The organism is Fusobacterium sp. (assembly GCF_032477075.1).
Taxonomy (GTDB): Bacteria; Fusobacteriota; Fusobacteriia; order Fusobacteriales; family Fusobacteriaceae; genus Fusobacterium_A.
Genome location: NZ_JAWDXO010000050.1, coordinates 1 through 12,150, shown reverse-complemented (window position 1 = coordinate 12,150; position 12,150 = coordinate 1). Strand labels below are relative to the sequence as shown.

Annotated in this window: 13 protein-coding genes and 7 tRNA genes; all 20 read right to left on the bottom strand. The window is 30.1% G+C overall.

Features of this window, described 5'->3' with window-relative positions:
- Positions 1-97: GTP-binding protein (locus tag E6771_RS14745; RefSeq protein WP_316092101.1), on the bottom strand; the 97-nt coding region annotated here is incomplete at its 3' end.
- Between the two features lie 117 nt (positions 98-214).
- Positions 215-299 (bottom strand) — tRNA-Tyr (locus E6771_RS14740).
- Between the two features lie 19 nt (positions 300-318).
- Positions 319-393, bottom strand: a tRNA-Glu gene (locus E6771_RS14735).
- An 8-nt stretch (positions 394-401) separates the two neighbouring features.
- A tRNA-Thr gene (locus E6771_RS14730) sits at positions 402-477 on the bottom strand.
- A 134-nt stretch (positions 478-611) separates the two neighbouring features.
- Positions 612-1,460 carry a radical SAM protein gene (locus tag E6771_RS14725; RefSeq protein ID WP_316092100.1) on the bottom strand — a complete coding sequence of 283 codons (849 nt, stop codon included), beginning with the start codon at positions 1,458-1,460 and terminating at the stop codon, positions 612-614.
- Positions 1,453-2,424, bottom strand: coding sequence for a YvcK family protein (locus E6771_RS14720; RefSeq protein ID WP_316092099.1), 972 nt, complete (start codon positions 2,422-2,424; stop codon positions 1,453-1,455). Before E6771_RS14720 ends, E6771_RS14725 begins: the two co-directional genes overlap by 8 nt.
- A gap of 89 nt (positions 2,425-2,513) precedes the next feature.
- Positions 2,514-2,587, bottom strand: a tRNA-Cys gene (locus E6771_RS14715).
- A 13-nt stretch (positions 2,588-2,600) separates the two neighbouring features.
- Positions 2,601-2,676 (bottom strand) — tRNA-Phe (locus E6771_RS14710).
- Positions 2,677-2,702: 26 nt separating this feature from the next.
- Positions 2,703-2,779: transfer RNA gene (locus tag E6771_RS14705), tRNA-Asp, on the bottom strand.
- Between the two features lie 7 nt (positions 2,780-2,786).
- A tRNA-Val gene (locus tag E6771_RS14700) sits at positions 2,787-2,862 on the bottom strand.
- Positions 2,863-2,990: 128 nt separating this feature from the next.
- Positions 2,991-3,251 (bottom strand): hypothetical protein, encoded by a 261-nt coding sequence (locus E6771_RS14695; protein WP_316092098.1) that lies wholly within the window; start codon positions 3,249-3,251, stop codon positions 2,991-2,993.
- A gap of 222 nt (positions 3,252-3,473) precedes the next feature.
- On the bottom strand, positions 3,474-4,676 hold the full coding sequence (locus tag E6771_RS14690) for a phosphopentomutase (RefSeq protein WP_316092097.1): 1,203 nt from the start codon (positions 4,674-4,676) through the stop codon (positions 3,474-3,476).
- Positions 4,677-4,678: 2 nt separating this feature from the next.
- The gene (locus E6771_RS14685; RefSeq protein WP_316092096.1) at positions 4,679-5,818 is read right to left on the bottom strand and encodes an alanine racemase; all 1,140 of its coding nucleotides are present in this window, start codon (positions 5,816-5,818) and stop codon (positions 4,679-4,681) included.
- 16 nt (positions 5,819-5,834) lie between these two features.
- Positions 5,835-6,938 carry an aminotransferase class V-fold PLP-dependent enzyme gene (locus tag E6771_RS14680; RefSeq protein WP_316092095.1) on the bottom strand — a complete coding sequence of 368 codons (1,104 nt, stop codon included), beginning with the start codon at positions 6,936-6,938 and terminating at the stop codon, positions 5,835-5,837.
- Positions 6,938-7,819 (bottom strand): phosphotriesterase-related protein, encoded by an 882-nt coding sequence (locus E6771_RS14675; protein ID WP_316092094.1) that lies wholly within the window; start codon positions 7,817-7,819, stop codon positions 6,938-6,940. The genes E6771_RS14680 and E6771_RS14675 overlap by 1 nt, the downstream gene beginning before the upstream one ends.
- Positions 7,812-8,843, bottom strand: a complete 1,032-nt coding sequence (locus tag E6771_RS14670; protein ID WP_316092093.1) for a hypothetical protein — start codon at positions 8,841-8,843, stop codon at positions 7,812-7,814. Before E6771_RS14670 ends, E6771_RS14675 begins: the two co-directional genes overlap by 8 nt.
- Positions 8,844-8,893: 50 nt before the next feature.
- Entirely contained in the window at positions 8,894-10,180 is a 1,287-nt protein-coding gene (locus E6771_RS14665) for a YhfT family protein (protein ID WP_316092092.1), read from the bottom strand.
- A gap of 9 nt (positions 10,181-10,189) precedes the next feature.
- Positions 10,190-10,549, bottom strand: a complete 360-nt coding sequence (locus E6771_RS14660; protein ID WP_316092091.1) for a DUF2620 domain-containing protein — start codon at positions 10,547-10,549, stop codon at positions 10,190-10,192.
- A 30-nt stretch (positions 10,550-10,579) separates the two neighbouring features.
- Entirely contained in the window at positions 10,580-10,936 is a 357-nt protein-coding gene (locus tag E6771_RS14655) for a PRD domain-containing protein (RefSeq protein WP_316092090.1), read from the bottom strand.
- Positions 10,937-10,954: 18 nt separating this feature from the next.
- Entirely contained in the window at positions 10,955-11,836 is an 882-nt protein-coding gene (locus E6771_RS14650) for a YhfZ family protein (protein WP_316092089.1), read from the bottom strand.
- Between the last annotated feature and the right edge of the window lie 314 nt (positions 11,837-12,150).

The window sequence follows — 12,150 nt, the reverse complement described above, 5'->3', positions numbered from 1 at the left end:
AGATAGCTGCTGTTGTTGTTGTTTTTCCGTGGTCAACGTGTCCAATTGTTCCAATGTTTACATGGGGTTTGCTTCTTTCGAATTTTGCTTTAGCCATTTTTTTCTTACCTCCGAAATATATCAGTTATTATTTTAAGTTTATATTGCCCTTTTCCATAAAAAAAATTAAAAAAAAATCCACACAACATGCCTCTGCATTTTAGTGTAGTAATAATGGTGGTGAGGGAAGGATTCGAACCTTCGAAGGCAGAGCCGTCAGATTTACAGTCTGATCCCTTTGGCCACTCGGGAACCTCACCAATTATTATGTTGTTGTAGTGGTACCCCGTAGGGGAATCGAACCCCTGTTGCCAGAGTGAAAATCTGATGTCCTTACCACTGAACGAACGGGGCATCATATATGGTGCCGCTTATCGGAATCGAACCAATCACCTACTGATTACAAGTCAGTTGCTCTACCAGATGAGCTAAAGCGGCATTTCATATTATTGTTTTGGTGTCCTTTTGTTCTCTCGGACATCTGTTATACTACAATATTTTTCATATTTTGTCAAACTTTTTTTTCTTATTTTTTTCATTTTTTTTCATTGACCGCTACAACCTTAATATTTTCAATACTTTTTATTACTTTTAGACTTAAAAATTTTTTTCATTTCTTCTTCGCTATATTCTCTTATTGACTTCATATTTTCTATTAAATCTTCTTCCATTTCAATTTTTTCTTTTCTTTCTGAAAGTTCTTTTACTATTTCCACATTTTCAATTCCATTTTCCATAAATATCTTCTTTACATTATTTAATGTTTTAATAGAAGCAGGTTTTACCCACCTTTCCGCTCCTCTTCTGGCTAATGAATTAAGCTGTATTTTAGTAAATTTTATAGTTTTTAAAAACTCTGCCATTTTTTTTATATGTTTTTCTCCATCATTTAATCCTTCTATTATAAAAGTCTCCAGATAAATTTTCCCTTTAAATACAGTAGATAACTTTTGTAACCCAGACATAATCATAGATATATGTGTATCTTTTGAAGGTCTGTTTATTTTATGAAATATATCATCATCTACACTATTCAATGTGGGTATTATAAGATCTGCTCTTTGTACTTCCTTTATAACTTCATCATCATTTAAAAGAAGGCTGTTTGTTATCAAGCATACATTTGCATCAGTATTATCTTTTATCCAATTAATAATCTCTCCTAAATCTTTACTAAGAGTAGGTTCCCCATTCCCTGAAAAGGTTATATAATCAGGTTTGACATCTTTCAATACTGATTTGATCTCATTTTCAACTTCTTTTATATCCTTAAAACTCTCTCTTTTCTCTGCAAGTTTTGGTGTAGCTCCACATTCACAAAATACACAATTCATATTGCAGCTTTTAGGTTTTACTAAATCTACACCCAAAGAAATTCCCAGTCTTCTAGATGGAACTGGTCCAAAAATATGTTTATACATAAAATTCCTCCCAATTTTCAATTAGAGAATAAATAGTTGATGCAAGTTTATAAGGATGATGTCTCACCATTCCTTTAGAATCTATTTCCAAAATATCTCTGTCTATTATTTTTATTTTGCTCTTTTCTAATTCATCTCTGTCCAAAAGCACTCTGTCACTACTCATCATTTTATATCTTTCAAGGATTTCCTTTGGAATTTCTCTAGAGTCTACAATAACTTCATCAATTATTCCTTCTTCAATATTTTTATTTATAGCTTTTATATGTTCTGATACTGTGTATCCTTCTGTTTCTCCTGGCTGTTGCATTGCATTACATATATACACCCTTTTACCCTTGCATTTTTTCAAACTTTCTTTTATTCCATCTAAAAGTAAATTAGGGATTATACTTGTATAAAGGCTTCCTATTCCAAATATTACAAGGTCAGCTTCTTCTAAAGCTTTAAGATTTTCTTCTGGCGCCTCTACTTTTTCTTTGTAAAATATTCTTTTTATCTTTTCTCCTATTACAGGAATATTTGATTCTCCTTCTATTATCTTTCCATTTTCTTTCTCAGCCATAAGAATAACTTTCTCACTTGTAGCAGGAAGTATTTTCCCTTTTATATTGAATAACTTTCTAAGATTGTCCACTGCACTCTTTATATCCCCTGTTAATTCTTTCATTGCTATTATTAGAAGATTCCCAAGTGGATGTCCTCCCAAAAAACTATCTTTTTTAAATCTATATTGAAAAACCTCTTCTATTAAAGGCTCTACATCACTCAATGCTACCATGACATTTCTAATATCTCCAGGAGCAGGAACATCAAATTCTTTTCTTAAAAGCCCACTGCTTCCACCATCATCTGCCACAGTTACTATGGCTGTCAAATCTACTGGAAGATATTTCAAACCTCTTAATACAACTGAAATTCCACTTCCTCCACCTATTACAACAATTTTGGGTTTTTTATCCATTTTCAAGTACCTCCCACTGCTTCTTAATTAATTATCCCTCGAAAATAAAAAAAAAGCAACCTATATATTTAGATTGCTTTATCCTCACTTGGAGGCGACGACCAGATTTGAACTGGTGATGGAGATTTTGCAGACCTCTGCCTTACCGCTTGGCGACGTCGCCATTATAAAATCAATGGTGCCCAGAGGCGGAATCGAACCACCGACACGGGGATTTTCAGTCCCCTGCTCTACCGACTGAGCTATCTGGGCATTTAACAATCAGCAAGAAATAAAAATGGCGGGAGTGACGAGGGTCGAACTCGCGACCTCCTGCGTGACAGGCAGGCGCTCTAACCAACTGAGCTACACCCCCAGCATAATGGTGGTCACAATAGGACTTGAACCTATGACCCCCTGCTTGTAAGGCAGGTGCTCTCCCAACTGAGCTATGCGACCATTTCTTTAACTGTGCTTAATTATAATACCTTATTTTACTTAATAAAGCAATTTGAGTTATTAGAGTTTATAATAAATTATATCAAATTATTTTGTTATTTATATAAAATTCTTCCATTATCTCCATTTTACAAAAAAAATATATATTTTCTTCTGAATTCATCTATAATTTGAAAATTTTTTAATCCTCCATTGATATCGCTGAATTCACAGGTATCCTTAATAAAAAATAGCATACTTGATATTGCCCATGCCTTTCTTCTTTCATATATACTCATATAGACATAAACTGATATACATCTATTGTTCTCAAATATTCCACCCTTTCTATCCAAAACATTTTTTATTTTAATTTGAGTTTCATTTTTTTCTATTATCTTTCTCTTCATAATATAAATACATATCCTTTCTCTTTTTATTTTTATTTTTAAATATTAAAAAACCCATCAATTTCAGAATTTTTATTACTAAAATTATATGGGTTCAAAAATTTTTAATATTTACCATAATTAATCTTTTATATACCAAGCTTTCATTTCTTTCTATCTATAAATATCTATCCTCTTTTCTTTTAATTTTTTATGCTTTCCTATAAAAAATTACATGACAATCTATAATTTTTTTAAAAAAGACTCTCCATTATCTGGAAGTACTCTTCCAAAATATTCAGCTACAGTTTGCCCTATATCTGAAAGACTCTTTCTTTCACCTATATTAAGTCCTTTCAATCCATTTTTTTTATAGACTAAAATTGGTACTAGTTCTCTTGTATGATTAGAGTGCCCAATATTTGGATCATTTCCATGATCAGCAGTCACTATGAGTATATCTTCCTCATCTAATAATTCCATAACCAATTTTAATTTCTTATCAACAACTTCAAGTCTATCTCCATATCTTATAGGGTCCTCTTGATGACCAGCTAAATCTGTTTCCTGTATATTAGCACAAATAAAACCAACTTTATTTTCTTTAATCTCCTCAATTAACCTATCCATAATTTCACTACTATCCACACCAAAAATAGATTTTCCATTTGGATTTTCAACTATATCTGCAACCTTTCCTATTAAAATAGTTTTAGCTATTCCTTCTAGGACCTTTGGCAGTTGTACTTCGTTATTGATTCCATATCCCATATGCTGTACTTGATATCCTTTTTTATAAACTCCAGACTTTGGAGCATTTATTCCTGCAAAAAACAAGTCTTTACACTCATAAGCATCTTTTATATTTTCTAGTGTTACCTCTTCCCCTCCAAAGGCTATAACTCTAGGAACTTTTACTACATTTCTTACAATTCTTCCTATTTTCAACAATTCATCATAACTTATGAGATCTAAAGCTCCAGTTATATTATAAACCTGTCCTAAGTCAGCCTCAAGGTTATCCCCTACAGTGGCACACTTATTTATTACTAGTATCTCTCGTGGAGAGCCAAATCTTTCAACTGAATAACCATACTCTTTAAGTTTTTTCTCTACTTCATCAATAACCTTATAAAAAGGTTCAACTTTAGGTTTTTTAGGATAAGTTCCCATAAGCTCTTGATGCCCATAAAAAGTATCACACCAAAAATGCTTTAAGTTTGCTTTTCCATATACAGCTTCCTTTGAATATTTTACATTACCAATTTCTAGTTCTGCTGCATTGGCAATACCTAATTTTTCTAAATTAGGTATACTTAAATTGGGATTACCCTCCAATACGCTTCTATATGTATTTGCTCCTACATCTTGTGGTCTAACTATTTTTACATCTTTCATTTCACCAATACCAAAACTATCTAATACCAATACCACAAATCTTTTCATAATTACATCTCTCTTCCTAAACTGTCATAAATACCTATAATTTTTGGCTTTTTATCTTTTATTCCCTCTATAAGTGCTACATTGCTTCTTGTAACAAATATCTGAGTTCTGAAAGCTCCAATAACCGTTTCTCCAACTTCATTATTTCCACATATTTCAAAATAATAATCAATACTCTCCATAGTAGGAAATTCTATTGTTTCTTTTCTCATTTTCCCAAACTCTTTTCCTACCAAAATATTTTTCATTCCAGAACGTCTATAGTGTCCTCCACCATAGCAATAGGATTTTTTATCTAAATTGTGGGATATTTCAGATACATAAACAATTGCTGGTATTTCTCCATCTGAATTTTTACTGTTAAATGGAGTTGTTCCTGTAAGAGCATGCCCTGGTTCTCCATGAGTTCCGCCATTAGCCTTTATATCTTCAATATTTTCTAAAGATGTCACAGATGGCATATTCAGTTGCTCTACAATAACTCCCATATCTTTCAGTATTTTTTCAGCTTTCTTTATTGTTTCAATATTTTTAGTTCCTTCAATTATATTTTTATCAAAGTTATATAAAAAACAAGGAAAAGATGTAAGCCCATTAATTCTAACATTTTTAAACTTTAAAATATTTTCAGTCACTTCTTTTATTTCATCTAAATAAAATCCACCACTTTGCCCAGAGTATATTTTACTGTCTTTTTCTAAAACTCTTAACATTATATCTTGAATTTTTCCATATTTTTTTGCTATTAAATCTATCTCTTTTATCTTTTCTAAAGAATAAACTGTTATAATCTCAGGATTATGGCATATAACTTTTTCCACAAGAGCTGATGGTATTTGAACTAAATGTCCAACATTTCCAAGTTTAACTTCATTGTTCATCATAACTAAAGCTTCTTTAAAATCTACAGTTACAACACCACAAAATCCAATTTCAATTAATTTTTTAGCTAAATATGGAATTCTTCCAAGCTGTTTTGTCATAACATAAAGTTTTATTCCATTTTTTTTTGCTTTTTCGCAAAGATCTTTTCCATTTTTTAAAATAGCATCTACATCTAAAATATATGTATCTGGTAATATTTCACCCTTTTGATGAAGTTCTATTGCAACTTTTATTAATTCAGAATTCTTTTTTTGCAAAATATCCAAAAACATATTATTTCACCTCTTTTGTCCTTCTATAACTCTCTTTCAATATTCTGACTATCGTTTCTACTCCAGCTCTATTGGGATTTATTCTAATCATTCTTTTTTCTAAAGTCGAATCTAGAGCTCTAAAAGTACCTGAAACTCTGTAGAACAATGGTGAAAATTCATATTTTGACTCTGCTCCTACAGGGTTTGGCAAAGCTCCTAATTTTTCAGCATGAATCAGTATCTCTTCAGCAATATTTTCTTTTAACTCCACAATAATCACTTTAGACTGTGCATTTACAAGATAAGCTGCATTTATAAATTCTAATTCTCCATTATTAAATAAAGTGTACAATTGGTCATTTACCTCTCCTTGAATAGCAAGTGATACAGGTGCATATACCAGACCTTTTAAAACATCTAATGCTTCATGTCCTTGGACTTGTACTCCTCCAGAGTAATTACTTTTAACTATCTTTTCAATAAATTCTTTTTTTCCAACTACACATCCTATACCTTCAGGTCCCAATAATTTAAAAGTAGAAAATGCTGAAAGATCAGCTCCCAATTCACTTCCAATTTCTTTTACTTTCATAACAGCATAATTATCATCTGTAAGTATTGGAAGTTGATATTTCTTAATTTCATCAATAACTTCTTTTATATTATATGAATCATCTATTTTTTGACGAGTATATTGAATTAAAGCAGCTTGAAAATTATTATTTTTCAATACTTCTCTTAATTCATGTAAATTATTAAAATCAGCCTCTATTTTTTCTATTCCCATCATTTTAAAAGTTATATCAGTTGTTGGATAAACTGGAGCTTTATGAACTAATACTTTTCTCACTTTTTTCTCATCTAAAATACTATAAAGCCCCCACTTTATAGCTGCTGTTCCTGAACCTCTTACAAGCACTGCTGCTTCACTATTAAAAAACTCTGCTATAACTTTTTCAGCTTTCTCTGTAGTTAAAGGCTTGTTTAATTTTTTAACAACTCCAAGATCACCTCTGGTTAAAATCTCATGTCCTTGAAAATACCTTGTTATTATATCTATCATTTTAAATTGTTTTTCTTTCGCTGCTTCTATTCCTATTGATTCCAATGGGTATGTTTTCATTATTTACTCCTAACTCCTAAAATTTTCTTCGGATTTTCTACTAATATCTTTTCTAAAAATACCTCTTGTACTCCTATTTTTCTCAACATTGGAAGAAAATTCTCAATTAAATATGCATAACCAATTCCACCATTGGTTTTTAAATGGGATTTTCTTGTTAAATCAACAGACATTATTATTTTGTCACTCCACCCTTCATCACAGAGTTCTTTTATAAACTGGGCTCTGATTTCATCAGGTAAATAGCTATCTTTTCCAATAGTATCAAATTCTATATAGACCCCTCTTTTAAGAAGAGATCTTATATAATCTAAATTATTAGCTAAAGCTGTATGACCTAAAATAACTTTATTTAAATCTGCTTTTAAATTTTCTAAAAAATCTAGCTGCTCATGCCCTAATTTTCCTAAACTTGTATGAGTTGTTATAAAAACTCCTGTTGCTTTTTGAGCTATAGCCGCTGCATGAAAAACTTTTTTTTCAAGTTCAGTTATAACTTTAAAACCAGTTCCAATTTCACCAATAAATGTTGCACATTTCTTTTTTCCATCTATTCCAATTCTTATATCATCTATCATTTTTTGAGCTAATTTTTCGACATTTAATTCCTCAACTTCTTTTGGTAAAAACGGTTCTTTATAATAACCTGTAGACATATATATTTTTAATCCTGTACTTTCTTCCATTTTCATAACATAATCTACATTTCTGCCAATTCCTATATTAGTCACATCTACAATTCTTGTTACTCCAAGTTCTTTTAATCTTAAAAACTCTTTTTTTGTTTCTTCAAAAGAATCTAATTTACAATCTATATTATTTTTCTCTTTGGAAAGATCAATTGTTACATGCTCATGCATATATGTTATATCTTTAATCATATTCCCTCCAATTTTTAAATTCTCTACTATCTATTTCTTTTAGTGGATAATTTAAAAAATACTCTTTATAAAGCTCTGCTCTTTTGTCTTCACTTAAAATGAATGATATTTCCAGTAAAGATTTTAAATATTTTTTACCCTTTGGCACTGCTATAACTATTGCACTGCCAATATCTCTAGTTGGAATAGTTATTGCTGAACAGTCCATCATATTCAAAACTTTTAAAAATCCTTTATTTGAACTCTTTTGAATCTCACTAGCTTTTTTACCCATAACACCCAAAACAGAATCTCCTAATCCTTCAATTTCTATATCTTTTTCTATGTATATAAAGGCATTATAATTTTTAAATATATCTTTCAAAAAAGTTATCATATCCTCTCTTCTAGAAGGTCTTTCGCTAATCTTTAAAAGGTCTATTTTATAATTTTTACTTAATTTTTCATAAACTTCTAAGTCTAAATCCAGTGCACAACATTTTTCTATTTTTTCTTGGGGTTCTGTTAAAAATATCTCACAAACCTCTTTTAAATCAGAAAAATTTTGAGCAATCACCCCAACTCCAGGAGTGAATTCTATAGAGTCTGTAGATTTCTTTCTGCTTCTTCCCTTTATTCCAATTCCAGACAATAATGCTGAATAAAGATTTAATCCAATGGCAGGTCCCAACACAGACCCTCCTCCATCAGTTCCAATTCCTATGGTATTTAGCCCATACAAAATATTTATAGCTGTTCCACTGGATGACCCAATCATTAATTTCCCAGTAATAGGATTTAAAAGATTTAAATCTACTGCTCTTCCCCTATCACTGCAATTGTCAATTGTATTCCACGAATATCCATTTATCAATAATTTTTCTATAAATTCACCACTTATTTCACTGGTATCTTTAATTCCAAAGGTTTTATAGTTAGAGTTTTTTCTAAAAAGTTCTAAAATTATATTTGGATTTTGCTTTTTTACACTTCTTCCTAAAAACTCTTTTGTTCTTTGTATCCCAGAAAGAACTTTTAAATTCATTTCTTCACCTCACTATAATTTAAGAGGAGTAAAAACTCCTCTTAAATTTTTTATACACCATATAAACCTAAAATCGAAAATATATTTAATAAAATTCCAAACAATATAGCAGCAACTGGTCCTACTGCCATATCTACAAGTGGTTTTTTAGCTGTTTTATTTAATAAATAAACTCCAGCTACAAATAGATATCCAAGACCTGAAGCCATAGCATCAGCTGCAATCATTCCTCCAACAATTAACGCAACTTCTAAAACTTTAGACATGGCTGTTCTAATTTGATCTCCACATCCTTTTACTCCAGGAAATTTGTCTAAGAACTTAGCTATGGCACCAAGAGCATATATCTCAATGCATATAGTTGCTGCTCCACCAACAAAAGCAATTAAAGGATTTCTTGAAAAGATTCCTACAGCAAATACAAATGTCATTCCTGCAGGTGCGTAAACCCCAGTAGCTATAGCTGTTGTAGCAACTAATGGAACAAATCCAATAGCCCTAGCAAGAGCAGCAAGTCCAGCTTCTGAAGTTTTCCCATCAGCTAAAAGATTCAAAGAGATGGGATCTCCTGCCACTAGATGTAAACTTATAGCAGCAGATATTATTCCTCCCATAAGTGCTAAACCTAAAATATTTTTCTTTATTCTTTCAACCCTAGCAGCAAATATATTTAGTAACATTGTATTTGACCCTGGAGCATCTGTTGCTACCTTTTCTCTCATAGCAAAAGTTATCATAATTACCATAGCAATAAGTAGAGCCATTCCATCTGGATTTAAAACTATTTTACTTCCATCAAACATGAATGTTCCATATTTCTGAATAACTTGTCTCACAATTATTGTCAATCCAAAAGTTGTAGCTCCTTTTTTAAAACCATATTGATAAGCTACCACTAAAGCTGGAAAAGCAGCAAAAGCAACTATAATAGGAGAACCTACTTTTCCAAGAGATGGTAAAAAATTTACTGGCAATTTAGCAAAAATATCTACAACAACTTTTAATCCTAAAGTTATAAGCAATCCATAAAATCCTCCAGCTACAGTTGATAATACCATTCCTTTTTTATCAGAGCTAAAAGACGATCCTATTATATCTGTTCCTAAAAGAATACTATGAATTAAAATTATATGTGTAGTAAGTGAAAAAGGTATTCCAAATCCCACAACTAAACCAAAACTTAATGCAAAACTTGTAGCTGCTAAGGATTTTCTATCCATTCTTCCTTCTAAAAATTCAGGAACAATAGGCCTCAATCCATCATTGAATACAGCTACTCCTCTGTTAGCTAAAAGTGCTGCTAAACTTCCTAATAAAACTGCAACTATATAGTTCATCTATACCTCCTATTTTAAAATCTCTGCTAGAATAACTGGTACAACTGTATCTATATGTTGTGCTGTAAATCCAAAAGCCTTTTTTCCTGCTGCAATTTCAGCAACAATCTCTTCATTACTTTTTATATTACCAGGCATTGAAACTGTAGCACAATTATTTGCCCCTAAAAGTGCAATAGCCATGGCTAAAGCTCCTCCTCCTCCAGTATTACAGGCTCCTAAATAGTAATCTGCCATATTTGTTTTTACATCCATAGCAGCTTCTATATCTGTTTTTATTGTTACAATTGCTCTGTCTCCACAAATATTTTTTACAGTTTGAGCTAATCTGTCTTTATCAATTTGTCCTCCTATTACTATCCTTTTCATACTTTTCACCCCTTCTTATTTTTATAGTTATTAAATATTTTCTAAAATCACACAAATATTTACCAGCATATATTTTTTTTCATTTTCTGGTAAAGTTACATCTAAAACTTTTGACAAATCCTCATAAATAAGATTTGCTTTTTCAATATGCTCACTTTCTAAAGTTTCTTTAAATACATCTTCATCAATAGTTTTTACTGGTTCATTATTTTTTACTCTCATTATGGCCATTGATAAATGGGTAATCAGCATTGCTCCATTCTCTTCGGTTAATTCTATTTCATGTATTTTCTTAAACATTTGAATAACATTTAACATTACTTCCTTTGTACAATCTGTTATAGCTTTTGAACTATTTAATATCTCCAATCTAGTTTGTAAATCCATTTCCCCTCCAATATTTATTTAGTCTATAAGTTTAAATTTTTCTTTATCAAAAAACTTTTTAAATATATTTTTAATAACTTCGTTACCTTTTCTTATTACTATAACAGATTCAGTAGCTAAAAGATTCCCTTCATTTTCATTAAGTTCTTCAATAACTATTCCATGTTTTTCCAAATGTATCATTTTATCTAAAACATCATCATAGTTCCATATAGCTGCATCAATTTTCTTAGCAATTAGATTTTCAATAACCTCTGAATATTTAATATCCACAATTTTAATATTTTCATTTTTTTGAAAATTAAAATTTGTTAAAAAAATATGATCATTAGATTCAGAATCTTTTCCAACATTAATTACTTTACAATCTTTTCTTTTTAAAATAACATGTTTTGTCACATAAGTTCTTGGACCAAATTCCTCTATAATCTCTAAATTAAATCCACTATCAATAGCATTTTGAGCAGCTAATTTTGAAACCACCCCAAAATGATAAACTCCTTCTTCAATAAGTTTTTGTCTTACATATCCACCTCTCATATGAGAAAAATATAGTGAGATAGGTATTTTCAAACTATTTGCAATATTATCCATTATTTTTTTATACCTCTGGGAATATGTTATTGGCATAACACACAAAAGATAGTTTATTTTTAAAATCTCTAATAACTTTTTATAATCTATATTTTCGATAACAGTCCCATATTTACCTTTTTTCCTTAAGTCTATCGCTTTTATATCTGTTAATTCTTTCAAAGCTTTTTGTATTGTTCCTAAAGAAAGTTCTAAGTTCTCTGAATAATTTACTATTGTATCTAAATTATTTTCTATTTCTCTACTTAAAATATCTTTGGATAGACCTATTACAGCTTTTTGTAATTTTCCAGTTTGATTATTCATAATTACCTCTTTTTTAATTTTCATTTTTTTGAAAATAAGGTTTATGTATTTATTATAATCTATTTTTACATAATGTCAAACAATTTTAAAAAAATTTATACACTATTTAAAATTTTTCCGGAGAAACTGGATTTCATTATTATTAGTTTTTAACTTATCATATACTTCATTAAATTTCTAAATTAAAAGTATTCTCTTCTCACAATTTAAAAAATAATAAAAAAAGCTGAGTAACATTTAAAAAAAATGTTTTACTCAGCTCTCTTTTTTGTATAATATAGTTACCACCCTAATTATACAAAGGAGACATACAT